Genomic DNA, 25,304 nt, shown 5'->3' with positions numbered 1-25,304 from the left:
GCGTGGTGGCCTGCACTCGCGCCCGGCGCAGCCGATCTCGGCCGCCTCATGCCGGAGATCCGAAGCCACCAAGGGGATCCCGAAGCGGCACTGGCGTGCTTGACGAAAGAGACGCCAGCGGCACGTCGCCTGGTGGTCTCCCACTCGTTGGCCCGTCATTGGCTGCAGGCCACCGTCACCGGGGCCCGCTCGCTCAAGGAACTGCAGGCGATCGCGGCGGGCCGCTGTGCCCAGCTGTTCGGCGGACGCCCGCAGTCCTGGCGCGTGGCCGGCGATTGGCAGGCGGGCCAGCCATTCCTGTGCGCCGCCCTGCCCTCGCTCTGGGCCGAAACGCTGAGCCGCCTGCCTGCGGGCACACCCCGCATGGAGACCTCGCTGCAGGCCGCATTGGCCCGAACCGCCGACACCCTGCCCGACAACGGCTGGGTGGTGCTGCGCGAAGAGGGTCAGGCCGCGCTGATGCATCTGTCCGACGGCCGACTCCATGGCTTGCGCGTGATTCATCTGCCGCCGGACACGACCACCGCCGCGCCGGTCGCGGCGACGTCCCTCTCCAAGCCCTTGGCGGAGCGCCCCGGTGAGGAATCCCCGGACACGGTCCGGTTCATCGCGGACGAATGTGTGCGCTGGGCGCTGCGGGAGGGCTGGACAACGCCGACCGAGCTCATCGACCTGGGCGCCCGGCCCTTGAACGCCTCGGCGACCACACCCGGCGCAGACCGTCAGATGCCGCGCTGGAAACCGTGGACGGATCTGAATGCGGTCCGCGTTCACGCCGGCAAATCGCAGCACACGGCCTCGCTGGATTTCGGCCTCATCGAGCCCTCGGCCCGCGATGCGGTGGCGGCGCTGTGGGCCGCCTTGCCGCAGCCGGAGGGATGGGCATGAAGACACCGCATCTGGAACTCGGATCGCGCGGCAGCCGCGTGGTCGCGTGGGGCCACGGCACGTCGCGCGCCCAGCGTCGCCTCATCGGCCTGAGCGTGCTGATCGGCGCCGCCGCCTGCGTGGCGGTGCTGGTGTGGGGCGTGTCGCAGCGTGGACAACTGATGGACCTCCAGGACCAACTGGCCGAGCGCGCTGCCCGCCGGGCCGCGCCGCTCGAGGCCTCCGCCTCCGCGCCGGCCATGCCGACGATGACGGCGGCGCGCCTGGATGCCTGGAACGCGGTGGTGCGTCAGCTCAACACGGCCTGGCCCGCGGTCTTTGATCTGCTGGAGCGGCGCACGCCGACGACCGTGGCGCTGCTGTCGGTCGAGCCGGAGGCCCGTCGCCTGCGGTTGCGCATCACCGCCGAAGCCCGCACCCTGGCCGATCTGCTGGACTTTGCCCAGGCGCTGCGGGAGGACGATCAGGTGAGCGAAGTGGCGCTGGTGCGCCACGACACCGATGAACAGAACCCTCAGCAGCCGGTGCGGCTGACCCTGGATGTGGCGCTAACCGCGCCGGCGCCGGTCGCTGCTGCGGCGTCCGATGTGACTGCCGCCGCACCGGCGGTTCGCTCGTCCGCAGACAAGCCCGCAGCGCCGACAGTGAGCGACAAGGCGTCTGCCCCGTCGCGATCGCTGCGCGCCTCCGGAGCGCGATCATGAGCCGCGTGACGCTCCAGTCCCTGCGTTCCCAGGGCCTTCGGCTTCGCCTGGAGATCGCTCTCTGGCGTCACGGCTGGCTGGCACTGGTCGGGCCCCTGCTGTGTGCGGCGGCCCTGCTCGGCTGGTGGCTGGTGGTGCGTCCGGACGGCCTGGCGCTTGCACAATCGACGCGGCAACTCCAAGCGCCGCCGGCGCCCGTCGCCGCGCCGGCCCAACGTGTGCGCAACGATGCGCTGCGCTGGCAGGCTTTGCAGGAGACGCTGCGTGCTGCGCCCGCCCACGACCAACTGATGCGGCAGTGGACGGACCTGGCCAAGGCCCATCAGGTGCGCTGGCGCCAGACCCAGTTCCAGACCGCTTTCGAACCGCAGACGGGAACCCAGCGCATCAAGGTGGTCCTGCCCGTGACCGCCGCCTATCCGAAGCTGCGCGCGTTCACCGAAGCGCTGCTGCGCGACAGCCCCAATGTGTCGCTGGACCAGATGCATTTCGAGCGCCGCAACACCTTGCTGGATCAGGTGGAGACCCACATCAGCCTGTCGATCTGGCTGCCGCCACCGTCCGAGGCCGTCAAGACGCCGAACCGCGTCGCGGAGGCCTCTGGCGCGGCCGCTTCGTCGGTCACGGCCGCACCCCTCTCGCCCTCGGCCCCGGTGTCCGCGACGGCGACGGCGACGGCGACGGCGATCGCCAAGTCGAACACGACCTCTACGACCTCTACGCCTTCTGCGACCTCTACGACGCCTGCAACCTCGGCGTCTCCCGCCGTCAGCGGCTTGGTCCGCCCGACGGCGCCACCCGTGGCCACCTCCACGACCCCTGCCGGCGGAGGCCGCCCATGAGCGCTGAGACAAAGACCGTCCCGGCTTGGCGAAAGCTCGCCCTGGGCGCCGCGTTGCTCACGGCCGCCTACCTCGCGATCTTCGGCGACAAGACGCCCGCGGGCACGGTCGACGTGGCGCCGCGCGCGGGCTCGGCTGCCGCGAACTCGGAGCGCGCACCGGTCAGCCGTGTGATGCCGGCCGTACCCGCGCGTGCGCCGAACGAGTCGCCGGCCCTCAACGCGGCCGGTCGAACGACGGCTGCGCCCTCGGGCAAGCCCAACCCGGTGCTGGATGAGCTGATCCCCCGCACCGAGCTGCTGCCCGCGCGCTCAGCGTCCGCCAAAACGACGCGTGACCTGTTTGCGGGCGTCGACTGGACCCCGCCGCCACCGCCACCGGTGAAGGAAACACCGCCGCCACCCGCGCCGCCCACGGCGCCGCCGCTGCCCTTCCAGATCATGGGCAAGCGTCAGGACGGCGGGCAGTGGGAAGTGTTCTTGAACCGGGGCGATCAGGTGCTGATCGTCCGCAAGGGGTCGGTTGTGGAAGACAGCTATCGGATCGACGATATTTCGCCGCCGTCGATGACGGTGACCTACCTGCCGCTGCGTCAGACCTTGTCCTTGTCCGTTGGGGAAGCCCGTTGAAGTCCACCTCCGCCTCCCATCTCCTCCGCGCCTGCCGCCGCTGGACGGCCGCGCGCGGCCTGTCCGCCGCCGGCGCGCTGCTGACGGCCGCCCTGCTGGCCGGTTGCGCCGCCCAGACCGCCTTCCGCGAGGCCCAGGACCTGCAGGCCACCGGCCGCACCGAGGCCGCGCTGCAGAAGTATGAACAGGCCTGGCGCCTGGAGCCGTCCTCCGGCGCCTACCGGCTCGGTTACCTGCGCACCCGTGACCAGTTGCTGGACCAGTGGGTGGCCCAGGGCGATGCCGCCCGCCAGCAGAGCCGCCATGACGAGGCCGAGCGCGCCTACCGCCAAGCACTGACGCTGCTGCCCACGCATGAGCGCGCGCTTCAGGGCCTGCGGCAGGTCGAACAGCAACGCCGCTGGGACACCTGGTTCAAGGAAGCCGAAACCGCCTACAGCCGCAAGGACCTGGACACCGCGCAACTGCGGCTGCGCACCCTGCTGCTGGAGAACCAGCAGCATGCCGGCGCGCGCCGACTGATGCAGAAGATCGAATCGGAGACTGCGCGGCCGACCCCGGCGGAGAGCGGCTTGTCGGCCGCCTTTCGGAAGCCGATCTCGATCGAATTCAAGGACGCGTCGTTGCGCAATGTGTTCGATGTGATCTCGCGCACCTCTGGTCTGAACTTCCTGTTCGACAAGGATGTGAAGACCGATCAGAAGACCTCGATCTATCTGAAGAATTCGACCATCGAGGCGGCGATCAACCTCACCCTGCTGACCCAGCAGCTGGACCAGCGGGTGCTGGATGCCAACACCATCCTCATCTATCCCAACACCCAGGCCAAGCAGAAGGACTACCAGTCCCTCACCGTCAAGAGCTACTACCTGACCAATGCGGATGCGAAGAGCGTGGCCAACAGCCTCAAGGCCATTCTCAAGAGCCGCGACGTGGTGGTGGAAGAGAAGCTCAACCTGCTGATCATCCGCGACACGCCCGAGGCCATACGCATGGCCGACAAGCTGGTGATGCTGCATGACGTGCAGGACTCCGAGGTGATGCTGGAGGTCGAGATCCTGGAGGTCAAGCGCACCCGGCTGCTGGACCTGGGCGTGCGCTGGCCCGATCAGCTCAGCCTGAGCCCGCTGCCCGCCGCCACCGGTGGCACCGTGACCCTGGCGGACCTGCGCGACCTGCAGAGCTCGCGCATCGGGGCGACTGTCGGCGCGCTGACGATCGCCGCGAACAAGAGCGACACCGATGCCAACATCCTGGCCAATCCGCGCATCCGCACCCGCAACCGGGAAAAGGCCAAGATCCTGATCGGTGAACGGGTGCCCAACATCACCACCACCTCGACCTCCACCGGCTTCGTCTCCGAATCGGTGACCTATGTGGATGTGGGCCTGAAGCTTGATGTCGAACCCACCATCTATCCGGATGGCGAGGTGGCGATCAAGGTGGCGCTGGAGGTCAGCAACATCATCAACCAGGTGCAGACCAAGAACGGCGCCCTGGCCTACCAGATCGGCACCCGCACCGCGCAGACGGTGCTGCGCCTGAAGGACGGCGAGAACCAGGTGCTGGCCGGCCTGATCAATGACGAAGACCGGCGCACCGCCAACAAGGTGCCCGCCTTGGGCGATGTGCCGATCGCCGGGCGGCTGTTCGGCCGTCAGGCGGATGACACGTCCAAGACCGAGATCGTCCTGTCGATCACCCCACGGGTGGTGCGCAACACGGTGCGACCCGAGGCCGGCGTGCTGGAATTTGATTCCGGCACCGAGAGCAGCCTGGGCGTGCGCGGCAGTGGCGGTGGTGCAGCCACGGTGGCGGTCACCAGCAGCAGCAACCGAACCGACACCAACAACCGGACGCCAGCAGCCGCCAACGCCGGCACCGGTGCGGGCAACAACCTGAACAACGTCAACGGAGTCAATGGCGTCGGCACCGGGGTGGGGAGCAATCTCAGCAATAACAGCGGACTGTCGACCGGCGGTGTGGCGGGCAACGTCGGTACCGGCGGCGTCACGGCGCCGGCCACGGCGGTGCTCACCTGGCAGGGACCGACGCAGCTCAAGGTCGGCGACAACTTCACCGCGCAGCTCATCATGTCCGCCGACCAGCCATTGATCAGCGCGCCGCTGTCGATCGGCTTCGATCCGCGGGCGATCCAGGTGGTGTCGGTGGCCGAGGGCGATTTCCTGCGACAGGGCGGCGCCCAGACCAGCTTCAACAGCCGCATCGATCCGGCGGGCCAGGTCATCATCGCGGCCAGCCGCGCGACCGAGACCGGCGCTTCCTCGCCCGGCGCGGTCGTGACCCTCAACCTCAAGGTGATCGGTGCGCCCTCAGCGGAGACCCGCCTGCAATTGCTGGCGATCAATCCCACCGCCACCGGTGGTCGCAGCGTGACCGCGCCCCTGCCCACACCCCTGGTGGTGGTGCTGCAGCCATGACCCACGGCACCGCATCGTCAACCACGCGGCTCGGCGGCGGTTTCTCGCTGATCGAGTTGCTGGTCACCCTGGCGGTGCTGGCGGTGCTGGCGACGATTGCCGTGCCGGTGGCCCAGGTGCAGGTACAGCGCAGCCGCGAGCAGGAGCTGCGCCGCGCGCTGGTGGAAATGCGGGAGGCCATCGACGCCTATCACCGCGCCAGCGAAAACGGCCGCATCCGCCGCGAGGCCGATGCCACCGGCTATCCGCCGTCGCTGGGGGTGCTGGTGGACGGGGTGGAGGATCAGCGGGATCCGAAACGTCGCAAGCTCTACTTTCTGCGCCGCGTGCCGCGCGATCCTTTTGCCAATGCCCAAGCCGGCTCGGACTCGGAGACCTGGGGGCTGCGTTCCTACCGCAGCGAGCCGGGCGAGCCGTCCGATGGCGCCGATGTCTACGACGTCTTCAGCCAATCGCCGCTGACCGGCCTCAACGGCGTGCCCTACCGGAAATGGTGATGCTGCGATGTCCAGATGTTTTGCGCCTGCGCATCCGCGCACCGGCTCGGTGGTGTGACCCCGCCGGTCCGGGCCAGCGTCTGACCGCTTCTTTCCGGTCGCCCACGTCCTGGGGGGCGCGGTCGTCCGGCTCGGGCTTCACCTTGATCGAGCTGCTGGTGGTGCTGGCCATCATCGCGGTGCTGCTCACCATCGCCCTGCCCCGCTATTTCGGGCAGCTGGAAGCGTCGCGCGAATCGGTGCTGCGCGAGAACCTGCGGGTGATGCGTGAGACGACCCAGCGCTTCTACGGCGATGTCGGCCGCTATCCAGAAAGCCTGGAGGAGCTGGTGGAGAAGCACTACCTCACGGCGGTGCCGTTGGATCCGATCACCGAATCGTCGACCACCTGGCAGCTCACGCCGCCGCCGTCGGGCTATGACGGCAATGTCTACGACATTCACAGCGGCGCCCCGGGGGTTGCGCGTCATGGTGAGCCGTTCCAGTCCTTCTGAGCGCTCGCGGCCCGGCGCGCGACGTGCGCGGCTTGGGCCGACGGGGGGTTGTGGGCGGTCGACTTGGGCGACGGCTGCGTCGTCCCGCCGGTCCGGCGGCTTCGCCTATCTGCTGCTGATGATGGCCTTGGCGGTGGTGGGCATCGCTGCGAGTTTTGCGGTCACCCTGGGCGCCACGGCGGAACGGCGGGATGCGGAGCGCCATCTGCTGTTCGTCGGCGGTGAGTTCGAGCGGGCCCTTGTGGCCTACTCGGCCAGCGCGCGACGCGGTCCGCGTGAGCTCACCGAGCTGCTGCGCGATCCGCGCTTCCCGGGAGTGCGTCGGCATCTGCGCCAGATCTATGCGGATCCGCTCACTGGCAGCACGACGTGGGGGCTGGTGCGCGACCGCGAGGGCTTCATCATCGCGGTCTACAGCTTGGCCCGCGGTACGCCGATCCGTCGCACCGGCTTTGAACCGGGCCAGGAAACCTTCGCCGACGCCGACGACTACGCCGGCTGGCGCTTCGGCCTGCCGATCGCCAAAGCCGTGCTGGTGCGGCCGGGCAGCGTGACGGCGGCGTCCTCGCCGGCCTCCGGCGGATGGCCGCGACAGCCCTGATGACGCGAGGCGTAGGAGGCGCGGCGCGGGTTGTACGGGGTACTCCGCCGCCAACACCCCGTGCGCCATGCAGGGTGGCGGCCAAGGCAAGAAGGCTGGGCGGCGGCGGGGCGGCGGCCTCGAGCGGAACGTGCTGTCCGCCCGGCCGACCGCCCGGCCATCACCACCCCTGAATCACTTCCTCCGCCAGACCGAAGGCCGTGCTGGCGCCGGTGCCGCTGGTCACCAGCACCACCCGCAGTCCGGGATCCGGGGCCTCGACCAGCGCGTCATGCGTGTGGCCGGTGGGGTAGACGCCGGTCCAGCGCTCCACCACCTCGCACCGCGGCAGATGAATCGACTCGTGCAGATGCTCGAGGATCAACTGGTCCACCGCCTCGCTGCCGAAGGGCTCCGGGCTGAGGTGTTCATGGTGGGAGTCGCCGACCACCAGGCTGCCGTCAGCGCTCTGCACCGCGATCAGGTGGATGCCGTGGGCGAGGCTGTCCGGGCACTCGCGCAACAGCTGCTGGTGCAGCGCCTGCGATTCGGGCAGTTCGGCATAACCGGCGTAGCGCACCAGGCTGAGGTCGCCCATCACCGGCGTGGGCAGGCGCACGGCGGCGGTGGGACGCAGCCGCATCATCTGCAGCCGGCTCAGGCGCAAGGTCGGCGGCAGCCAGGCGCTGGCGGGGCCGGTCAGATCGGTGCCCGGGCACAGGGCGATTCGCTCGGCCTGCACGCTGCGCCGCGCGGTATGCACCCGCCCCGGCTCCACGCCCAGCACCGCCTCGCCGTTGAAGAAGCGCACGCCGTGCACCTCGCTCAGCCAGGACACCAGCCTCGGCAGCGCGTCCCGCGACTCCACCCGCAGCTCATGCGGCGAATAGAGCGCGCCGGCGGGCGCCCGCAGCAGCGGAGCACGCGCCGCGACCTCGGCGGGTCCCAGCAGCTCGCACGCCTGACCCATCTCGGTGGATTGAAAGGCCCGGAGCACCTCCGCCGCAGCCGGGCGTTGGGCGGCGACCCACAGCCCGCGTTGCAGCACCGGAATGCGGGCCGCTTCAGCGGCTTCGGACCACAAGCCCGCCGAGCGGCGGGCGCGTCGCCAGGTGTCACCCTGTCGCTGGCCGGTGACGGTGACGAAACCAAAATTGCGGATGGAGGCGCCGATGCAGCGGTGGTCCCGCTCGACCACGGCCACCCGCCAGCCGCGCCGCGCGCCCATCCAGGCGTGCGCCAGGCCAACGATGCCCGCGCCCACCACCACCAGGTCAAAACGGTCAATGCTCATGATCAGATGAACCTTTTTCGCAGGGTGGCGGAGGCCAGGTCGATCGCCGACACCGTCGCCACCAGGATGATCAGCACGGTGCAGGTCTGGGCGTACTGGAAACTGCGGATCACCTCGAACAGCACGACGCCGATCCCCCCTGCCCCCACCATGCCCACCACCGAGGCCGACCGGACATTCGACTCGAACCGGTAGAGCGTGAAGCTCAGCCACAGCGGCATCACCTGGGGCAGCACGCCGTACAGCAGCTCCACCAGCTTGTGCGCGCCGGTGGCACGAATCCCCTCCACCGGCCGCGGGTCGATGGCTTCGACCGCCTCCGAGAACAGCTTGGCCAGCGTGCCGGTGGTGTGGATCGCCAGGGCCAGCACCCCGGCGAACGGCCCGAGACCGACCGCCACGATGAACAGCATCGCGAACACCATCTCATTGATCGCCCGGCAGGCATCCATCAGGCGGCGCACCGGCTGATGCACCCACGGCGGCGTGATGTTGGCGGCGCACAGCAGGCCCATCGGCACAGCCGCCAGCAGCGCGAGCAAGGTGCCCCAGATCGCGATGTGGACGGTGACCACCATCTCCCGCACATACAGGCGCCAGTCACGGAAATCCGGCGGAAAGAAGTCGCTGGCATAGGTGCCGATGTTGCCCGCATCGCGCCACAGATCCAGCGGACGGATCTCCGCCCCGCGCCAGGCCCACGCCAGCACCGCCAGCGCCGCGGCCCAGGCCAGGTAATGGCCGACACCCGGCCGCTGGGCAGCGGCACGCGCCTGCAACTGGGCCAGCAGATCCGCGCTGCGGCCGGCGGAGCCGCAGGTCGCGGCGCTGAGGTTGCTGGCGGTGATCATGACTTCAACGCCGCGAGCTTGGCATCCACCTCGGCCAGCGCCTTGGTCTTCGCCTCGGCGTCCATGCGGTCATCGGCTTCGATCTTCATCCGTTCGCGGGCCAGCTCCAGTTGGCGGATCGGCATCAACTGGGCGTTGCTGGACTCACGGAAGCCGCCGTAGTTGTAGATGTTCTTGAGGATGGCCTTCTCCTCCGGATCGGTCTTGGCATAACCGACGACGAACTGCTTGATCTTGGCCTTCACCGCCGGGTCCAGGTCCTTGCGCCAGACGAAGGGATCGCTCGGGATCAGCGGGCTGCGCCACAGGATGCGCACCTGGCTGGCGAGCTCGGGCTTGCTGGCTTCGAGCTTGGTCACGTCCTCAGTGTTGTTGGTGGCCACGTCGACCTGTCGCGCCAGGACCGCCTGCAGGTTGACGCCGTGGCTGGCGTTGCGCACGCTCTTGAAGGTGTTGCGCGGATCGATCTTGTTCTGCGAGAACAGGTAGTAGCTCGGCACCAGGAAGCCGGAGGTCGAATTGGGATCGCCGATGCCGAAGTTGATGGCCTTGGCGTTCTTGAAGACATCGTCCAGCGTCTTGTAGGGGCTGTCCTTGTGGGTGATGAGCAGGCCGTGATAGCCGAAGCTGCCGTCGGCATACATGACCTGGGCGAACACCTCGCCTTGGGCGCGGTCCACCGCCTCCATGGCCGACTTGTTGCCATACCAGGCGATCTGGATCTTGTTGAAGCGCATCGCCTCGATCACGCCGGCATAGTCTGGCGCATAGAAGCTCTTGACGGTCAGGCCGGTCTTCTTCTCCATGTCTCGGAAGAAGGGTTCCCAGCGGTCGCGCTGGGCGGCGGCGGCATCGGTGGCGATGATGCCGAAGTTGATTTCCTGGGCCTGGGCAGCCAGGCCGATCACGGCCAGCAGGCCGGCAACAAGGGTCTTGCGGTTCATGGGTGGTGCTCCGGTGGAGGTCGGAATCAGGGTCAGGCCGCCCGGGTGGCGAGCCGGACCCCGGGGAGGTCGTGGTGGAGAGGGTCGAGGTGAGCGCCGATGACCGGCTCGATCAGCGGCTCCATCAGCGGCTCCATCAGCGGCTCGATGCGCGCCTCCTGGGAAGGCATCGGGGCCAGCGAGGTCGGGTGGCTGTGGCGTGGGAGGACGCTGCCGATCGCGGCGTCTTCCGCTTCGAGTTCGTCGGCCGCGCTGCCGTAGAGCTCGCGCAGGAATTCGGAGGTGAGCGCGCGGCTGGGGCCGTCATAAACCAGTTCACCGTGCCGCAAGGCAATCACGCGATCGCAGTACCGCCGGGCGAGTGCCACGTGATGCAGGCTGACGATCAGCGTCATGCCAGCGTCCCGGTTCAACTGGGTGAGCTGCTCCATGACGCGTCGGGTGGACTCGGGATCCAGCGAGGCCACCGGCTCATCGGCCAGCAGCAAGCGGGCGCCCTGCACCAGCACCCGCGCAATCGCGGCGCGCTGCTGCTGGCCGCCGGACAAGGTCGAGGCGCGCTGGAAGGCCTGCGACGCGAGGCCGATCGTGTCCAGCGCCTCCAGCGCCCGGGTGCGCTGTGCCAGGGTGAAGCGACCGCTCAGGCAGCGCCAGAGCGGCGTCTCGGCCGCCAGGCCCGCCAGCACATTGGTCATCACCGGCAGTCGTCCCACCAGGTTGAACTGCTGGAAGACCACGCCGATGCTGCGGCGCAGGCGGCGGATGTCCGGACCCAGGCGGCCGTCCGCCTGCAAGGTGTCTCCGAACACCTGCACGCGACCGGACTCGGCGGTTTCCAGACCGCACAGGCAACGCATCAGTGTGGACTTGCCGGAACCGGACGCGCCGAGCAGGGCCACGCGTTCCCCGGCGCCGATGCGCAGGCTCACGCCTTTGAGCGCGGCCTCGGTGCCGAAGGTCTTGCGGAGGTGGTCGACCTCGACGATGCAATCAGTGGGTGTCGGCATGGTGCGTGGGGCGGCGGTGGCCGCGGCAAGGTCTTGAGCAATGGCGGGCATGGTCGGCATGGCGGGAGCGTAGGAACGCTTGGTGAAGCGGTGGTGACACGGCGCTGTCATCTGCGCGTGGGCGAATTCACCACGGCAGCGTGAAGGTCTTGAGCTGGGTGTAGCCCTTGATCGCTTCCTGGACGCCTTCCTTGTGGCCCAGGCCGGAATCCTTGATGCCGCCGAAGGGCGTGAGTTCGGTGCGATAGCCAGGGACTTCCCAGACGTTGACCGTGCCCACCTGCAGCTCCTGCGCGAAGCGGGTGGCCCAGTCCATCCGATCGGTGCAGACGCCGGAGGACAGACCGAAGCGGCTGGCGTTGACCAGGCCGATGGCCTCGTCGATGGTGTCGAAGCTCAGCACCGGAGAGATCGGCCCGAAGCTCTCCTGCAGCACCAGGCTCATGTCCGGTCGCACCCGATCCAGCACCGTCGGTGCCAGCAAGGCCCCGTCGCGGCGATGACCGCAGCGCAGCCGGGCGCCGGCCTGCAGGGCCGATTCGACGCGCTCCTCCAGCAGACGGGCTGCGGCCTCGTCGATGACGGTGCCCATGGCATGGCGCGCATCGAATGGATCGCCGTAGGTCCAGGCTTCGGTGGCTTCCACCAGCAGGTCAGTGAAACGATCCGCGACGCTGCGTTGAACCAGGATCCGCTTGACGGCGGTGCACCGCTGGCCGGAGTTGCGGTAGGAGCCTTGGGCGGCCAGTTGCGCGGCACGGGTCAGATCAGCGTCTTCGCAGACGATCAGCGGATCATTGCCGCCCAGCTCCAGCACGGTGCGCCGATAGCCTGCCAGCTGCGCGATGCGCTTGCCGATCTCGACCCCGCCGGTGAAGGTGACCAGCTCGACCGCCGGATGGGTGATCAGCGTCTGTGCAATTTCCGCCGGGTCCCCGGTGATCACCTGCAGCATGGCTGGCGGCAGTCCCGCCTCATACAGCAGATCGGCGAACCAGAGCGCGGACAGCGGCACCTTCTCCGACGGCTTGAGCACCAGGCGGTTGTTGCTGGCGATGCTGGGCACCACCTTGTGCGCGACCTGGTTCATCGGATGGTTGAACGGGGTGATGGCGGTGATCACACCCAGCAGCGGCTCCCGCATCGAGATGACTTTGCGGCGCCTGCCCTGGGCGGTGAGGTCACAGGCAAAGACCTGGCCGTCGTCACGCAAGGCTTCGGTGGCGCCGAAGCCCAGCACGTCGAGCACGCGGCCGATCTCATAGCGGCTGTCCTGCAGCGACAGACCGGATTCGGCGGTGATCAGCTGAGCGGCCTCTTCCGCACGCTGCGTCAGCAGCTCGGCGGCGCGCCGCAGGATGCTGGCCCGGTCGTATCGGCTGAGCGGACTGCGATAGGCGTGGGCATACAGCAGGGCCTGCTCCACCTGACTGCGGCTGGCCTTCGCGGCGCTGCCCACCACCGCGCCGGTGTAGGGGTTGACGACCTGGAAGCGGCCGCTGTCGCCTGCGACCCGCTCGCCGCGCATCCGCAGCGACTCCTCTCGATCGCGATGAAAGGCCACGACCGAGGCGTCGATGGGGGTTGTTCGTGCGTTCATGCCGACGCTCCGATGAAGTTGCGGCCACGGTCGCCTTGCAGCGCCTGGGCCCAGAGGGCGGCGGCTTCGTCGTCGTCGACGCCGTAGTCGGCGAACCGCGTCTTCACGCCCAGTCCCAAGAGAAACGATTCCAGGCGTGCCGGCGCGGTCTCCAACGGACCCAGGGCTTGTGCCAGGACCGCGTCCCGCTCGGGCATCAGGCCGATGGCCGCTGCCGCCACCAAGGGCAAGGTGAAGGCGCAGGCAATGCCATGGGGCACGTCGTGGCGCAGCGTCAGCGGATAGGACATGGAGTGCGCCATCGCAGTGCGGGTATTGCTGAAGGCGAGGCCCGCCTGCAGGGCCGCGATCGCCATCGCTTCACGCAGATTCAGGTCCTGCGGCGCGCGGAGCAGCGCGGGCAGCGTGACCTGGATGGTTCGGGCCGCGGCGACGGCCAGCGCATCGGACACCGGATTCGCATGACGATTCCAGATGGCTTCGAGCGCATGGGACAGCGCATCCAGCCCGCTCTGCACGGTGACGGCTTCCGGCAGTTGGCGCATCAGGACCGGGTCCACGACGGCGGCTTCCGGCCAGGTGTGCGGGAACTGCAGCGAGAGCTTGCGCTGCAGCTCACGGTCCCACACCGTGGCCCACGGCGTGACCTCACTGCCGGTGCCGGCGGTGGTGGGCACGGCGATGAGCGCCTTGTGGCGAGCGGATGCGAAGCGCTGTCCGTCGCGGAGCCATTGCAGGAGCTCGTGGAACTGGCCGCTGGGGGTCTGGGTCAGCACCGCCTTGGCACTGTCGATCACGCTGCCGCCGCCGAGTGCGATCAGCACGTCGGCCTCGGGGTATCGCCACACCTCGGGATAGAGCGCGGCCAGTTCGATCACATCGGGATTGGGCGTGACGGTCTCGATGACCGCGACCAGCCGGTCCCCCAACGCGTCCTGAAGGGGCTCGACCAAGCCGAGCGAGCGCGCGCCGGTGAAGGTCAGCACCAGGGCGCGCCGAGCCCCCAGCAGATCGGGCAAGGCCTGCAGCGCGCCGAGGCCGGCCACGGTGCGGACGGGATTGTGGAAATGATGCATGGCAAGTGGCCTCAGGCCGGCAGGGTGTGGTTGAGCAACAGCTCGAAGGCATCGAAATTGCGCAGGCGCCGATCGGCCGGCAGGCGTGCGAGGCGGCGGTTGAACAGCAGCGGCACCTGTTGCTCCGACAGGCCGCCGTGCGAGCGCAGCGGCAGGTCCAGCCCGCTCAGATCGTGACGTTCGGGCGCGGTGCCCAGCACGTTCAAGCGGTCCGCCACGATGATCAGGTCGCCGATGCGGTCGGTCGGCAATTCGAATCGATCGGCCGCTGCCTGCTGGGTGAGCACCATCTGCACGCCCGGCAGTTGGCCCAGCAAGGCGGCCGCGTCCGGGGCTTGCGCGGGATCTTGCAGGTACACGCAGGCGAAGGAGCCCAGGGCGCCATGGTGGGCCACATAGGGATCGGTGATGGGCAGGATCACCCGGGCCGACCCCGCCCCCAGCGCGGCATCCAAGGGCGGCTGCAGATAGGTCACCTGCGGCGCACCGGCGGCATCGGTCTTCGCATTCATGCCGTGGTCGGCCGTCAGGGCGATGCGTGCGCCGAGCGCGTCGAGCTCGCCGAGATACCGGTCCAGCATGGCGTAGAACGCGTTAGCGCCGGGCGTGCCCGGGGCGCACTTGTGCTGGACGTAATCGGTGGTCGACAGATAGAGCATGCGGGCCTTGCCGGCGCGCAGCAGGGCCACGCCCGCGGCAAAGACGAATTCGCTCAGGGCCGCGCTGTAGACATCCGGGACGGGCAGGCCGACGAAGGCAGGCACATCGTCGATGCCGCCGTGGGCCAGCGTGGCCTGGTCGGCCTTCTCGGCAGAGAAGCAGATGCCGGCCGTCAGGCCGTGGCCGAGCAAGCGGCGGAGCTTGTCCTTTGCCGTGACCACGGCCACCTCGACGCCTGCGGCCGAGAACGCGGCCAGCAGGGTCGGTGCCCGCAGGTACTCGGGTTCATTCATCATCACCGCCTCGCCGGTGGAGCGATCGAGGAAGTAGTTGCCGGCGATGCCGTGCTGCGCCGGCGGCACACCGGTGACGATGGACAGGTTGTTGGGATTGGTGAAGGTGGGCATCACCGCATCCACCGTGCAGGTGGTGCCGCGGGCCAGGAGGCGCTGGAGCTGCGGCATCTGGCCGGCCATCAGGGCCTGGGTCAGGTAGTCCGGCTCGCACCCATCGATGCACAGCACCACGACGGGCTCGACCGGCATGCGGTAGGTTCGTCCGTTGACGTGGAGGGGATCGTGGTCGGCGGTGAGATCAGTGTGCGATGGCATGGTGAATTCGGAGGCGTGAGCGATCGGTGGCTTCAGGGACGTGACTGTTGCTGCCCAGGTCGATTCACACAAATTCAATGTTTTCTGATTTCAAATTGAGTGAAGCTATAGAACCCCTGGGAAATTCGGGAGCCTCGATTCATGCGTTTGACACAATTGCGGTCGTTTCATGCGGTGGCCAGCCACGGCGGCTTCACCAAGGCGGCGGAACAACTCCATGTGAGCCAGCCGACGATCACGACACAGGTGCGGGAGCTGGAGGAGAGCTACCGGGTGGAGCTGTTCCATCGATACGGCCGGCGGGTGCAGCCGACGGAACTCGGCGATCGGCTGCTGCAGATCTCCCGGCAGATCTTCAGCCTGGAGTCGGAGGCGCGGCAGTTGCTGGCCGATGCGGGTGAGCTGCGCTCCGGGCATCTGCGAGTGGCGGCGGTGGGGCCGTACCACGTCACCAAGATGCTGGCGCTCTACAACCGGCGTTATCCGGGCATCACGATCTCGGTGAGCACCGGCAACTCACAGGATGTGCTGGAGCGGTTGCTCGACTACCGGGCCGATGTCGGGGTGCTGGCGCAGTTCTCGCGCGACCGGCGTTTCGTCGCCCTGCCCTACAGCGAGCATCCGGTGGTGATGCTGGTGCCGGCGGGTCATCGGTTTGCCAAACGGCGCAGCATCCGCACCGCCGAGCTGGCCGGTGAGCCACTGATCATGCGCGAGCAAGGCTCCACCACGCGCAAGGCCTTCGAGGCGGCGCTCAAGGCGGCTGAGGTGGAGCCGAAGGTCGTCATGGAGATCGGCAGCCGCGAGATCATTCGCGAGGCGGTGGTGCAAGGCCTCGGGCTGGCGGCGGTCTCGGAAGTGGAGTTCGTTCCCGGGCCGGGGCTGCATGCGGTCCGGCTCAGCGACACCGAAGCGCGCACCTGCGCGCATGTGGTCTGCCTGGGCGAGCGGCGCGACATGCGGATGGTGAGGAGCTTTTTCGAGGTGCTGGAGGCGGAGGCGGGTGTGGCCGGGGCGGGGGTGGCCGCTGCGTCGGGCCTGTTGGCGCCATGACGTACGCTACCGGCCAACGCCGCCGGTCAACGCAGCCCTGCAATTCGGACTGCGCTGCCGCAAGCTAAGGCGGAGCAAGCCTTTGACGTCGATCTGCATTTCAGGGTTGTGTGCCGATGACTCTCAAGCAAATCCTCAGCGCGTCGCTGCTCACGACAAGTGCAGCGATCGCCTCCCCGGGCCCGACCTTTGGCATTGCCAGCATGGACGGCGACGGGCATCTCACCGTCGTCAGCGCGTCGCCGCTCGACCTGGCATCCACCCTTCAGTTGCAGTTTCCTGATTCAAGGTCTCGGTCGAAATGCTGCAAGCAGCTCAGCGCCAGCGACCTCCGTCTTGCTGAGGACAAGGTCAACGCCTCGAACCCCCTGTCAGGCCAGCCGGCGTACATCTACCAAGCCAAGGTCCCTGCCCACTGGGCCGAGATGCCGTTCATCGGCGTTGCTGTCTTTGGCAAGGTGCGTGCAGTCACCAGCACCGCGGATCGCCTGGTGGTGGCGGATGCGGCGGGGTTGCGATTCGCCGCCGATCTTTGCGTCAGCCGGGAAGGCGTGCACCTGACCGAACGCCGCGGCAAGCGGCTCCACGTTCACCTCTATTTTTGGCTGGGGTATGAGGTGGAATCGCCGACCTGCCGCCCGATGCCAAGCGACGGCCAATGACAGGGTCTCGACCGGCCAGTGGAACGCGGGTCGGCGGCTAGAAGGTCTTGGTGGTCCCGTTGAAGTCCTCCTTGGGCACGTGGATGACTGTGAAACCTCTGCTGATCAGTCGAGGCGCCAGTCGGCGGGCGTGTGCGTCACCCATTCCCACAAACTGCACATCACTCCTGATGTGATTCATCATTTCCTCATCCCGGATGTATGACAACGCGTCCTTGGTGGATTCCTCGCCGGGAAGAATCGGGTTGGTCAGGTCGTCGCCGTCCCGTCGCTTGCGTTTAACCAGTTCGGAGGTCGGGTCGCGCGTCCTGTCCGCCGACTTGTTTCCTTCTCTCAACGTGTCGAAGATGAACATCCTGCAGTAGAGGAGGAAGTTATCCAGACTCCGTTGGCCGGGCTTTTTGTCGACGGGCGACTGGATCAGGTATTGGGCGAACCTCTGCACCTCTTCAAAATCGAGCTCACTGGATTTGATATAGGAAAGCACAGTCTTGAGGGGAGACCGATCGATCAGACGCTGATCGCTCAGCAGAATCGACAGATCCTTCACCAAGCTGAAAGAGAGTTGCAGGTATTGCGGGTAGACGCCCTTGAAGTAGCTACCTTTCTCCGCGTCGGGCGATGTCAGCTCTTCTTCGATTCCCTCGAGGCAGAAGGCGATCTTTGGCATCGGAGATTCCAGCGCGTAACGGTCAATCTGTTGGTCGCGTGCCATGTCAACGCCGTAAAGCTCGTAACGGGGTTTGTTCATCGCCTCTGTTCCTTCGGCCAGATGGGTGTACCCCTGCTGGCGAATGGTCCCGAGCTTTGAAAACCGTTCGTGCTGAAAGTTGGTGGTCTTGACCGCCTTGGTGACGTGGCTGAGAACCAATTTCGTATGCGACTCGCCCATCACGTACTTCTTCGACGGATTGAAGCGGACCCAAACCTCGTTGCCGACTGGCGCGTCGCGCAAGGTGCCGATATGCCTGCTTCTGTTGGCCTTGTAGTCTTCCAATTCTTCCTCGTCGAGGAAAGTCCTCTCGACGGAATCTGAGACCTTCTTTCGCATCCATTCGTCGTTTTCCACGAGGGGGGCGACCGCTCTCTCTTCACCGTTCACGATCACCTTTCGCTGCGCCGTGGTGGATGAGGAGAAAGAACTGGCGGAAGCGGTTGAGGATGTCGCCCGTTGCAAGGCAGCCGCGTCTTCCGGCATGACGTTGGCGGTTCTCGTCTTGAAGCCCTTGGTCCCGTCCACTGCCGCAGCACCGTCCCAACCTTCTTCGGTCGTCATTGCGCGCCACGCCCCCAACTGGCCCCGACTTGCCGAGACGGATGCGTTCTCCGGATGCGTCAGGCTTCCGTCCTCCGCGTTGATCATGGCGTTCTCCTGGTCCGCCACGATGGCGATCTCGGACTCGCCTATGCAGAGCTCCGACGCCACACTGCTCTTGATGGTCTTGATCAGCTCATCCTGGACAGCGCGTTCCTCCTTCTGTCGTTCGGGGTCGTCGTCGCTGTACGCCAAGGTGACGATGGAGACGGACAGGTTCACGTTCTCTTCGGTGAATTTCTGCACGGCGTCTTCGATTAGAACCGCAACGCGGTTCTTTCGATGAATGTGGGCCATCATCGTCGCCCTCGTCTTTGTGTCATGAATGCTGAGAATCACGCACGGACTAGCGTTGGTGGTGCGAATCTTCTTGATCGCCGAGGCATCAGAAGGCAGGTAGGCTGATTCACCTTGGCTGATATCGAGCACGTCGGCGTCTTGCTCGGGCGTTTCGCTCAAGGCGCGCAGGTCGGCCTTGGCCCCATCGCGGCGGACATAGTCAGGGTCTTTCCATTCGATGATCTGGCCGTTGAGCAGGAAGCGTTTGTCAGACAGCTTGATGAACTCAACCTCGCTGGTGGGATCTCGATACCGATCTTGAAAGCCTGTCTTTTCCGCGCTGACAGGAACCGGCGCCGCAAGCTGCGCAACGCTCGTGGACATTGCAGCGCCATGTTGCGCTGTGGCCCAACCCTTGAGTTGCCGTGGGCTGCTGTGGATCTGCTCGATCATCCGTCGCTGATCGGTCAGGGTACGGCTGCCGCCCACCATTCGGTCCAGCGCAGCATATTGCTGCAGTACCAACCCTGGCGAAGCCTGGCGAGCGTCGGCTCGAACATGCAGCGCCGAAGGCGTATGTGATGGCGACGCTTCGGGCGCGGCGTGGATGGACGATTGGCGCGGGTGTGCTGGCGGCATGGCCACTCCGAAAGGCGGACAAGTTGGGATGCGCACAGGCTGGCCCTGGTGCATACCAAGATCCTGACGGCGACGTCACTCCCATGCCAATTGGCCATTCACGGAAACCCGCCGTCGGAAATGCCTAGCCAAGTGCGCGCAGACATCAGCCACGGCGGATCGACTCGCGGTCGCAGATGCGGCAGGTTTGCGATTCGCCGTCGATCTTTGCGTCAGCCGGAAAGGCGTTCGGCATCTCCGCCGTTTGGCCCCTTGGAATCGGCAAACTGCTGATGTCCTCCCGCCGGAGACCGGATCCAGACTGAGGTGTCGATTCCGGAAATCCTTCCAGCGATGCCCGGCCTCGACGCGTCCTTCAATCCGGCTTCATCACCCACCCGGGTGGCATCACAGGGAGTTCCATCATGGCTGTTCTTTCCTCCTTCGAGGTCCTGGCAGAGTTCCTGGTTCCAAGCGGTGTGCTGCCCCCCGGCGCCGTCAACCCGTTTGCCATTCAGGGACTCTGGGTACAGGTGTCACTGCCGCCCGGCGGCCCGCAGTCGGTCAACTTCAACCTGACCTACCAGGAGACCACCGACTTCAACCAGGGCGCGGGTCAGAAGGCTTTGCAGGCGCAGGTGATCGACGCCAGCGGCAATGTCAACTTCTACGACAACTTCTTTGCGTCCACCGGTCGCGGCTTTCTGAATCAGAAGATCGGCGTCGGACAGACCTTGATCTACGGCGTGCAATGCTTGCCGCAGCTGTCGTCGGCCGACGCAGCGCAACCCCAGAACGGGACCGGATGGCGGGGAATGGTCCAGCTTTCCAGCACATCCACCGGCTCGCTGATCGCCACCCCGACCCAGCGCCTGGTCTACTACAGCGGACCGGACATCACCAAGGCGCCCATCGATGCCGTGGTGTATGCCGTGCCGACGGCCAGCGGCGGGACGGCGATCTGATCATGGCCGATCAGACCTACACCGCCTTCTGGCTCGGCTATGAGCCTTCCGGGCCGGGTGAAGGACCGACGCTGCCGCAGACGCCGCCCTACATCGACGTGCTCGTGCTGGCGTTCGCCAACCTGTTCCCCGGCAACACGACGTGTCAGGAGTTCCTGCAGAAGGCCAACAGCGGGGACTCGATTCGGGCAGGGATCGCGGCTCTGAGGCAGTCCTCGCCGACGTTGAAGATCATGCTCTCCATCATCGGCACCCCATCGCCGGCGGTGGGCTGGAACACCGGCATCACCGATCCTGATGCGTTCGGTGCCTGGTGCGCGGATCTGGCAGAGCGCTGGGATCTGGACGGCTTCGACATCGACAACGAGGACCTGGACTCGTTTCCCGGCGATGCCTTCTGCAAGACGGTCCAAGGCATGCGAAAGGCAATGCCGCAGGCGCTGCTCACGATGGACACCTACCTGTTCGACCGTGACAGCGCCGTGATCAAGACCCTCGCACCCTGCCTGGATGGCATCAACACCATGTCGTACTTCAGCCACCTGGATCAGATGAAGACGCTGGTGGAGCAGTACAGCACGGTGATCCCGGCGTCCAAGATCTCGATCGGGGTGAAGTCCGACAAGGTGGGATCGATCACCCAAGGGACGTCGCTGGCGGACACGGCGGCCCTGTCGGCATGGAGCCCGCCGGCCGGAACCAAGCGCGGCATGATGCTGTGGAACCTCAGCCAGGATCTTCAGCGTGTGACCGGTGAGCCGGATGGGGCGTGGACGCGCACCATCCACGCCAACCTCCCTTGACTGGCGCGCGCCGCTGCCAGGCGGCGCGCAAGGAGATCCGTCATGAATCCCTCGATGGACACGCAGCCCACACCGGATGCAGTGCTGATGACGCTGGCGGGCATCGCCTACGGCGACCCCGCCAAGATTGCCGGCTATATCGCCGAAGCCACGCCAACGGCGGCCGACTGGGAAGTCGCCTGGCTGCCCGATCCCCCGTCGCCGCCGGTCAACTTCGCCTTCATGGCCCGGAACCGGCGCAGCGGCGACAGCGTGCTGGCCATCCGCGGCACCTATCCGAATCCGTTCTGCGCCGCCTACTGGGCGGACGGCCAGCAGGATTCCCCCTTCGGCACGATGGTGGACTGGCCCGGGGCGCCGGGCGCCCGCATCTCGGCGGGCACGGCCCAGGGCCTGGCGGGGCTGCTGGCGCTGAAGGACACGGACGGGTGTTCCCTGCTGGAGGCGGCCCGGCGCATGAGCGAGCCGAGTCATCCAACGGCCGGCACCGCATCGTCGACGGCGCCGCCACTCACCGTCACCGGTCACAGCCTGGGAGGCACCCTGGCGCCGGTGCTGGCGCTGCAGCTGTCTCAAGCCATTCCTGGGCTTGCGGTGTCCAGTGTCAGCTTTGCAGGCATGACGCCCGGCAATCAGGCATTCGCGGCGCTGCTGGGGCCCGGAACGCCCTTCGAGGGCCGGGTGCGGCGCGTATTCAATACGCTCGACTCGGTCGCCTACGGCTGGGACCAGGTCTGGGCGACCCATGATTTCTATCAGCCCCACCCCCAGGGCGGCATGGTGGTTGCCGCCCTGCTGATGGCGACCGCCGCCCGACTGGCGTTAGGAAACTATGGCTATGCCGCAGTGGGCGAAGCGGTACCGCTGGAAGGACAGGTCCGTCCGGTCAGCATTCCGTGCGAGCTCATTGCCTACGTCTTCGAGAACCTGCATCAGCATCTCCCGGACACTTACCTGGCCTTGCTGGGGGCTCCCGCGCTGCCCTTCAGTCTGTTGTTCGGCAGCGTGGTGGTGCCGCGGGATCACCCTGCGGCGCTGGAGGGGCCTCGACCGGACTGTCCGGTTGTCTACGCGACGTGATCTGGATCGCGTGCGTCGCGAGCATCAGCGGGCATGGCCCTTTCCAAAGAGGGTCGCAGGGTGGCCCTCCGCTGAGCGAGCGACCTTCAGCGCGGTGTTCGTCGCCGGACGCGACACCGCCCCCACCACCGGCGCTCGCTGCGCCGCCACCTCGGCGCCCTGCTCCACGCACACCGCATAACCGGCGACCGCCCAGAAGTGGCTCATCGTGCCCGCCAGCACGAACAAGTGCCACACGCCATGCCCATGCCGGTAGCCCGGTCGGTTGAGATAGAAGAAGGTGCCGGCGGTATAGATGAGGATCCCGGCGCCGAGCAGCAGCGCGCCCTGCCACGGCAAACTCCACATGGCGGGGATGGCGGCGATCGCCGCGCACCATCCAAAGCCGAGGTAGAGCTTCAACGGCGGCTCGCCTTCCGAGGCGCGAAGCATCTGCCGCACGCCCAGGAAGGCCATGCCCCAGGCGGCAATGGTCACGCACCAGCCGAAACCGCCGCCCACCGTCAACAGGGCGAACGGCGTGACGGTGCCGGCAATCAGCACAAAGATGCCGGCATGGTCCAGCCGCGCCCACCAGGCCTGCCGCGGGCCTCGGGTGCTGTGGCACATGGTGGAGGCCGCATAAAGGCCCACCACCGAGAGGACGAAGACCAGCGCCACCATCCGTTTCAGCGGGCTGCCGGTCGGCCAGGTCTGCAGCAGCAGCCAAATGCCCGCCGGAATCGCCAGCAACAGCCCCAACAGATGGGTCGCCGCATTCAACCGCTCTCCACGATGCATGCCGATGACACCGCCTGGTGCCCCGCAATGAGGAAGCGGTCAGCCTAACCCGGTGATGTGACAACGGGGTGGCTGACATAGGGTTGCTCTGGGTGGGAGGCGCCCTGAATGTTGGCAACATGCCCCCGTGCCCGGACTGCCCGACACACGGCCCTCGCTGCCCATCCGTTGGCGGTAGAAAACGGCCTCAGCGGCGCAAAGCGGGCACGCAGACGGGGGCGTGCCTGGTCGCGGCGGTTCTTGCGCGGCATGCGGTGCTGTCCGACAGATCGTTTCGGTAGAGAACCGGACAGGTGACACGCATGCAACGACGCCTCCTTCTTCTGACGCTGGGCCTCTTCGCCGCTCGCCCCGCCAGCGCACTGTATGACCCCAAGCCGCTGGCGTTTCTCGAATCAGCCCTGGGCCACTGGGCCGGAACGCTGACTTACCGTGACTACCAGAAGCCGGACCGGATGGTCACCCTCAAGACCGTGATGACGGCGTCGCTGGCCGCGCCGGATGAGCTGGCCCTGTACTACGTGTTTGATGACGGACCAGGCAAGACGGTCTATTCATACGAGCGGATGAAGTTCGACCTGGCCGGCCATCAAATGATCTGGAACACAGGCATCAGCAAACCCAACCGGGTCGAGTACAAGATCAGTGCTCGACCCGCCCAGGACGGCGGCACAGCGTTGGATTTCGAAAAGGCCGAGGACGGCCAAACGGACCAATACGCATGGGAAGTGACCCCAAGGAGCTGGCGGCTCACCAAGTACGAAGTCTCGGGCAGCGCCGAGAAGCGGCTTCGCAGCAAGTACGAGTTGGCCAAGCGCGAGGGCTGAGGGCTGAGGGCTGAGTCGGCACTGCAGCCGAATCACGGCGCAGCGTTCGACTCCGGCGCTGGAAGTAGAGCCCTCCCAGCGCCGTCATTCAGGGACCGGCGGCGCCGAGATCAGTACCCGACCACCGACCGGATCGACTTGCCTTCATGCATCAGGTCGAAGGCCTCGTTGATGCCGGTCAGCGGCATGGTGTGGGTCACGAACGGCGCGAGCTGGATGTCGCCGCGCATCGCTTCTTCCACCATGCCCGGCAACTCCGAACGGCCCTTGACGCCGCCGAACGCCGTGCCCTTCCAGGTGCGGCCGGTGACGAGCTGGAACGGGCGGGTCGAGATCTCCTGCCCCGCGCCGGCCACGCCGATCACCACCGACTGACCCCAGCCGCGGTGCGCACTCTCCAGCGCCGCACGCATCACATTCACATTGCCGATGCATTCGAAGGAGTGGTCCACCCCCCAGCCGGTCATCTCCACGATCACTTGCTGGATCGGCTTCTCATGGTCCTTCGGATTCACGCAATCGGTCGCACCAAAGATCTTGGCCAGTTCGAACTTGCCGGGGTTGGTGTCGACGGCGATGATGCGGCCGGCCTTCGCCAGCTTCGCACCCTGGATGACGGCCAGGCCGATGCCGCCCAGGCCGAACACGGCGACGGAATCGCCCGGCTGCACCTTGGCGGTGTTCTTCACCGCGCCCAGTCCGGTCGTGACGCCGCAGCCCAGCAGGCAGACCTGCTCCGGATTGGCATCCGGATGGATCTTGGCCAGCGACACCTCGGCCACCACGGTGTATTCGCTGAAGGTGGAGCAGCCCATGTAGTGATAGAGCGGCTGACCGTTGTAGGAAAAGCGCGAGGTGCCGTCCGGCATCACGCCCTTGCCCTGGGTGGCCCGCACCGCCACGCACAGGTTGGTCTTGCCGGACTTGCAGAACAGGCACTCGCCGCACTCGGCGGTGTAGAGCGGAATGACGTGGTCGCCCGGCTTCACGCTGGTCACGCCCTCGCCCACTTCCACCACGATGCCGGCGCCCTCGTGACCGAGCACCACCGGGAACAGGCCTTCGGGGTCCTCACCGCTGAGCGTGAAGGCATCGGTGTGGCAGACACCGGTGTGGGTGATGCGCACCAGCACCTCGCCCTTGCGGGGCGGTGCGACATCGATCTCGACGATTTGCAGGGGCTGGCCTGCTTCAAAGGCAACGGCGGCACGTGACTTCATGGGAGAGCCTTTTGAATGAGGTGAAAGTTCGGAACAGGTTGAAAGAGCAGCGGCAGCGCGGGCGGCAGAAGCCATCGGCATGCTGACGATAGCGAGCGAGGCCCTGCGCTGACAAGGGGCCGGGGCCGGCGTCAGCGACGCCGTCTGGAGGCGTTGAACGTCATTTGAGATAGGTGCGCACCAGCGCGGTCATGTCCTGCGCCAGCCGGGTGTGCCGGTCATCGGCCTCCGGCAAGGCGCCGAGTTCCTCTCGGATATGCGATTCCAGAATCTCCGACATCAGCCCATTCACCGCGCCCCGGATGGCCGCCAGTTGCACCAGCACCGGCGCGCAATCGGCGCCGGCTTCCAGCGCCCGCTCCAGGGCTTCGGTCTGACCCAGAATGCGGCGCACCCGAAGCAGCGCCTTCTTCTTGTCTTGCGGTGAGTGTGGCATGCGGGGCAGTATATACCCCCGGGGGGTATATGCAAACGGACGGGCTTGATCCGATCCGCCCGCAGTTATCATCCGCGCGCATCCGCACTCCCAGGCCCGTGAGCGGAGCAGCGCCAAGACGATGCTTCTCACCCGCCCTCTTTCCTTT

The 25,304-nt window shown here is 66.9% G+C and carries 25 protein-coding genes; 14 read left to right on the top strand and 11 right to left on the bottom strand.

All coding sequences use genetic code 11. The features are described from left to right. Nucleotides 1–48 precede the first annotated feature (48 nt). The 8 genes from N4261_RS13335 to N4261_RS13300 all read left to right on the top strand — a co-directional run bounded on the left by N4261_RS13335 (nucleotide 49) and on the right by N4261_RS13300 (nucleotide 7,096). Nucleotides 49–888, top strand: coding sequence for a hypothetical protein (locus N4261_RS13335; RefSeq protein WP_261755792.1), 840 nt, complete (start codon nucleotides 49–51; stop codon nucleotides 886–888). Beyond that, nucleotides 885–1,592 (top strand): PilN domain-containing protein, encoded by a 708-nt coding sequence (locus N4261_RS13330; protein ID WP_261755791.1) that lies wholly within the window; start codon nucleotides 885–887, stop codon nucleotides 1,590–1,592. Before N4261_RS13335 ends, N4261_RS13330 begins: the two co-directional genes overlap by 4 nt. Beyond that, nucleotides 1,589–2,434, top strand: coding sequence for a GspMb/PilO family protein (locus tag N4261_RS13325; protein ID WP_261755790.1), 846 nt, complete (start codon nucleotides 1,589–1,591; stop codon nucleotides 2,432–2,434). Before N4261_RS13330 ends, N4261_RS13325 begins: the two co-directional genes overlap by 4 nt. Then, nucleotides 2,431–3,063: a hypothetical protein gene (locus tag N4261_RS13320; protein ID WP_261755789.1), complete on the top strand. Its 633-nt coding sequence runs from the start codon at nucleotides 2,431–2,433 to the stop codon at nucleotides 3,061–3,063. Before N4261_RS13325 ends, N4261_RS13320 begins: the two co-directional genes overlap by 4 nt. Then, on the top strand, nucleotides 3,060–5,504 hold the full coding sequence (locus N4261_RS13315) for a secretin GspD/PilQ domain-containing protein (protein WP_261755788.1): 2,445 nt from the start codon (nucleotides 3,060–3,062) through the stop codon (nucleotides 5,502–5,504). The genes N4261_RS13320 and N4261_RS13315 overlap by 4 nt, the downstream gene beginning before the upstream one ends. After that, nucleotides 5,501–6,001: a type II secretion system protein gene (locus N4261_RS13310; RefSeq protein ID WP_261755787.1), complete on the top strand. Its 501-nt coding sequence runs from the start codon at nucleotides 5,501–5,503 to the stop codon at nucleotides 5,999–6,001. Before N4261_RS13315 ends, N4261_RS13310 begins: the two co-directional genes overlap by 4 nt. Then, nucleotides 6,001–6,495 (top strand): type II secretion system protein, encoded by a 495-nt coding sequence (locus tag N4261_RS13305; RefSeq protein ID WP_354005360.1) that lies wholly within the window; start codon nucleotides 6,001–6,003, stop codon nucleotides 6,493–6,495. Before N4261_RS13310 ends, N4261_RS13305 begins: the two co-directional genes overlap by 1 nt. Before the next feature lie 118 nt (nucleotides 6,496–6,613). After that, nucleotides 6,614–7,096: a type II secretion system protein gene (locus tag N4261_RS13300; RefSeq protein WP_261755786.1), complete on the top strand. Its 483-nt coding sequence runs from the start codon at nucleotides 6,614–6,616 to the stop codon at nucleotides 7,094–7,096. 160 nt (nucleotides 7,097–7,256) lie between these two features. Here the strand turns inward: N4261_RS13300 and N4261_RS13295 are convergent, their stop codons facing one another. The 7 genes from N4261_RS13295 to phnA all read right to left on the bottom strand — a co-directional run bounded on the left by N4261_RS13295 (nucleotide 7,257) and on the right by phnA (nucleotide 15,118). Continuing rightward, nucleotides 7,257–8,363, bottom strand: coding sequence for a TIGR03364 family FAD-dependent oxidoreductase (locus N4261_RS13295; protein WP_261760704.1), 1,107 nt, complete (start codon nucleotides 8,361–8,363; stop codon nucleotides 7,257–7,259). Between the two features lie 8 nt (nucleotides 8,364–8,371). Further along, nucleotides 8,372–9,220: a phosphonate ABC transporter, permease protein PhnE gene (phnE, locus tag N4261_RS13290; protein WP_261755785.1), complete on the bottom strand. Its 849-nt coding sequence runs from the start codon at nucleotides 9,218–9,220 to the stop codon at nucleotides 8,372–8,374. Continuing rightward, nucleotides 9,217–10,164, bottom strand: coding sequence for a phosphonate ABC transporter substrate-binding protein (phnD, locus tag N4261_RS13285; RefSeq protein ID WP_261755784.1), 948 nt, complete (start codon nucleotides 10,162–10,164; stop codon nucleotides 9,217–9,219). Before phnD ends, phnE begins: the two co-directional genes overlap by 4 nt. A gap of 32 nt (nucleotides 10,165–10,196) precedes the next feature. After that, entirely contained in the window at nucleotides 10,197–11,171 is a 975-nt protein-coding gene (phnC, locus tag N4261_RS13280) for a phosphonate ABC transporter ATP-binding protein (protein ID WP_435532064.1), read from the bottom strand. Between the two features lie 127 nt (nucleotides 11,172–11,298). Then, a complete protein-coding gene (gene phnY / locus N4261_RS13275) occupies nucleotides 11,299–12,771 on the bottom strand; it encodes a phosphonoacetaldehyde dehydrogenase (protein WP_261755782.1) in 1,473 nt (490 codons plus the stop codon). After that, the gene (gene psrA / locus N4261_RS13270; RefSeq protein WP_261755781.1) at nucleotides 12,768–13,847 is read right to left on the bottom strand and encodes an iron-containing alcohol dehydrogenase PsrA; all 1,080 of its coding nucleotides are present in this window, start codon (nucleotides 13,845–13,847) and stop codon (nucleotides 12,768–12,770) included. Before psrA ends, phnY begins: the two co-directional genes overlap by 4 nt. An 11-nt stretch (nucleotides 13,848–13,858) precedes the next feature. After that, nucleotides 13,859–15,118 carry a phosphonoacetate hydrolase gene (gene phnA, locus N4261_RS13265; RefSeq protein ID WP_261755780.1) on the bottom strand — a complete coding sequence of 420 codons (1,260 nt, stop codon included), beginning with the start codon at nucleotides 15,116–15,118 and terminating at the stop codon, nucleotides 13,859–13,861. 141 nt (nucleotides 15,119–15,259) lie between these two features. Between phnA and N4261_RS13260 the strand changes: the two genes are divergently transcribed. Continuing rightward, on the top strand, nucleotides 15,260–16,171 hold the full coding sequence (locus N4261_RS13260; RefSeq protein WP_261755779.1) for a LysR substrate-binding domain-containing protein: 912 nt from the start codon (nucleotides 15,260–15,262) through the stop codon (nucleotides 16,169–16,171). Nucleotides 16,172–16,287: 116 nt separating this feature from the next. Further along, nucleotides 16,288–16,833, top strand: a complete 546-nt coding sequence (locus tag N4261_RS13255) for a hypothetical protein (protein WP_261755778.1) — start codon at nucleotides 16,288–16,290, stop codon at nucleotides 16,831–16,833. Nucleotides 16,834–16,870: 37 nt separating this feature from the next. Here the strand turns inward: N4261_RS13255 and N4261_RS13250 are convergent, their stop codons facing one another. Further along, nucleotides 16,871–19,066 carry a hypothetical protein gene (locus tag N4261_RS13250; RefSeq protein WP_261755777.1) on the bottom strand — a complete coding sequence of 732 codons (2,196 nt, stop codon included), beginning with the start codon at nucleotides 19,064–19,066 and terminating at the stop codon, nucleotides 16,871–16,873. A gap of 404 nt (nucleotides 19,067–19,470) precedes the next feature. Here N4261_RS13250 and N4261_RS13245 point away from each other — a divergent pair, with 404 nt between their 5' ends. The 3 genes from N4261_RS13245 to N4261_RS13235 are packed head-to-tail and all read left to right on the top strand — an operon-like array spanning nucleotide 19,471 to nucleotide 21,893. Continuing rightward, entirely contained in the window at nucleotides 19,471–20,010 is a 540-nt protein-coding gene (locus N4261_RS13245; protein WP_261755776.1) for a hypothetical protein, read from the top strand. 2 nt (nucleotides 20,011–20,012) lie between these two features. Next, complete coding sequence (locus N4261_RS13240; protein ID WP_261755775.1) at nucleotides 20,013–20,813, top strand: glycosyl hydrolase family 18 protein; 801 nt, start codon at nucleotides 20,013–20,015, stop codon at nucleotides 20,811–20,813. A gap of 42 nt (nucleotides 20,814–20,855) precedes the next feature. Beyond that, entirely contained in the window at nucleotides 20,856–21,893 is a 1,038-nt protein-coding gene (locus tag N4261_RS13235) for a lipase family protein (protein ID WP_261755774.1), read from the top strand. 24 nt (nucleotides 21,894–21,917) lie between these two features. Here the strand turns inward: N4261_RS13235 and trhA are convergent, their stop codons facing one another. Then, nucleotides 21,918–22,673 carry a PAQR family membrane homeostasis protein TrhA gene (gene trhA / locus N4261_RS13230; RefSeq protein WP_261755773.1) on the bottom strand — a complete coding sequence of 252 codons (756 nt, stop codon included), beginning with the start codon at nucleotides 22,671–22,673 and terminating at the stop codon, nucleotides 21,918–21,920. A gap of 302 nt (nucleotides 22,674–22,975) precedes the next feature. Here trhA and N4261_RS13225 point away from each other — a divergent pair, with 302 nt between their 5' ends. After that, nucleotides 22,976–23,500 (top strand): hypothetical protein, encoded by a 525-nt coding sequence (locus N4261_RS13225; RefSeq protein ID WP_261755772.1) that lies wholly within the window; start codon nucleotides 22,976–22,978, stop codon nucleotides 23,498–23,500. A gap of 110 nt (nucleotides 23,501–23,610) precedes the next feature. On the opposite strand, the gene N4261_RS13220 is transcribed toward N4261_RS13225, so the two are convergent. Then, nucleotides 23,611–24,720: an S-(hydroxymethyl)glutathione dehydrogenase/class III alcohol dehydrogenase gene (locus tag N4261_RS13220; protein ID WP_261755771.1), complete on the bottom strand. Its 1,110-nt coding sequence runs from the start codon at nucleotides 24,718–24,720 to the stop codon at nucleotides 23,611–23,613. A gap of 160 nt (nucleotides 24,721–24,880) precedes the next feature. Next, nucleotides 24,881–25,156 carry a metal/formaldehyde-sensitive transcriptional repressor gene (locus N4261_RS13215; RefSeq protein WP_261755770.1) on the bottom strand — a complete coding sequence of 92 codons (276 nt, stop codon included), beginning with the start codon at nucleotides 25,154–25,156 and terminating at the stop codon, nucleotides 24,881–24,883. Nucleotides 25,157–25,304: the final 148 nt, after the last annotated feature.

This window comes from Roseateles amylovorans (genome assembly GCF_025398155.2).
In the GTDB taxonomy this organism is placed as follows: domain Bacteria; phylum Pseudomonadota; class Gammaproteobacteria; order Burkholderiales; family Burkholderiaceae_C; genus Roseateles; species Roseateles amylovorans.
This window is presented reverse-complemented; position numbering and strand designations above follow the sequence as displayed.

Excerpts from the sequence above, each read along its gene's own strand:
- phnC (WP_435532064.1), bottom strand. The coding sequence starts at position 11,171 with ATGCCGACACCCACTGATTGCATCGTCGAGGTCGACCACCTCCGCAAG.
- psrA (WP_261755781.1), bottom strand. The coding sequence starts at position 13,847 with ATGCATCATTTCCACAATCCCGTCCGCACCGTGGCCGGCCTCGGCGCG.
- N4261_RS13220 (WP_261755771.1), bottom strand. The coding sequence starts at position 24,720 with ATGAAGTCACGTGCCGCCGTTGCCTTTGAAGCAGGCCAGCCCCTGCAA.
- N4261_RS13235 (WP_261755774.1), top strand. The coding sequence starts at position 20,856 with ATGAATCCCTCGATGGACACGCAGCCCACACCGGATGCAGTGCTGATG.
- N4261_RS13320 (WP_261755789.1), top strand. The coding sequence starts at position 2,431 with ATGAGCGCTGAGACAAAGACCGTCCCGGCTTGGCGAAAGCTCGCCCTG.
- N4261_RS13335 (WP_261755792.1), top strand. The coding sequence starts at position 49 with ATGCCGGAGATCCGAAGCCACCAAGGGGATCCCGAAGCGGCACTGGCG.
- N4261_RS13240 (WP_261755775.1), top strand. The coding sequence starts at position 20,013 with ATGGCCGATCAGACCTACACCGCCTTCTGGCTCGGCTATGAGCCTTCC.
- N4261_RS13225 (WP_261755772.1), top strand. The coding sequence starts at position 22,976 with ATGCAACGACGCCTCCTTCTTCTGACGCTGGGCCTCTTCGCCGCTCGC.
- N4261_RS13300 (WP_261755786.1), top strand. The coding sequence starts at position 6,614 with ATGATGGCCTTGGCGGTGGTGGGCATCGCTGCGAGTTTTGCGGTCACC.
- phnA (WP_261755780.1), bottom strand. The coding sequence starts at position 15,118 with ATGCCATCGCACACTGATCTCACCGCCGACCACGATCCCCTCCACGTC.
- phnE (WP_261755785.1), bottom strand. The coding sequence starts at position 9,220 with ATGATCACCGCCAGCAACCTCAGCGCCGCGACCTGCGGCTCCGCCGGC.
- N4261_RS13255 (WP_261755778.1), top strand. The coding sequence starts at position 16,288 with ATGACTCTCAAGCAAATCCTCAGCGCGTCGCTGCTCACGACAAGTGCA.
- N4261_RS13215 (WP_261755770.1), bottom strand. The coding sequence starts at position 25,156 with ATGCCACACTCACCGCAAGACAAGAAGAAGGCGCTGCTTCGGGTGCGC.
- N4261_RS13325 (WP_261755790.1), top strand. The coding sequence starts at position 1,589 with ATGAGCCGCGTGACGCTCCAGTCCCTGCGTTCCCAGGGCCTTCGGCTT.
- N4261_RS13245 (WP_261755776.1), top strand. The coding sequence starts at position 19,471 with ATGGCTGTTCTTTCCTCCTTCGAGGTCCTGGCAGAGTTCCTGGTTCCA.
- N4261_RS13310 (WP_261755787.1), top strand. The coding sequence starts at position 5,501 with ATGACCCACGGCACCGCATCGTCAACCACGCGGCTCGGCGGCGGTTTC.
- N4261_RS13305 (WP_354005360.1), top strand. The coding sequence starts at position 6,001 with ATGCTGCGATGTCCAGATGTTTTGCGCCTGCGCATCCGCGCACCGGCT.
- N4261_RS13250 (WP_261755777.1), bottom strand. The coding sequence starts at position 19,066 with ATGCCGCCAGCACACCCGCGCCAATCGTCCATCCACGCCGCGCCCGAA.
- trhA (WP_261755773.1), bottom strand. The coding sequence starts at position 22,673 with ATGCATCGTGGAGAGCGGTTGAATGCGGCGACCCATCTGTTGGGGCTG.
- N4261_RS13260 (WP_261755779.1), top strand. The coding sequence starts at position 15,260 with ATGCGTTTGACACAATTGCGGTCGTTTCATGCGGTGGCCAGCCACGGC.
- N4261_RS13330 (WP_261755791.1), top strand. The coding sequence starts at position 885 with ATGAAGACACCGCATCTGGAACTCGGATCGCGCGGCAGCCGCGTGGTC.
- phnY (WP_261755782.1), bottom strand. The coding sequence starts at position 12,771 with ATGAACGCACGAACAACCCCCATCGACGCCTCGGTCGTGGCCTTTCAT.
- phnD (WP_261755784.1), bottom strand. The coding sequence starts at position 10,164 with ATGAACCGCAAGACCCTTGTTGCCGGCCTGCTGGCCGTGATCGGCCTG.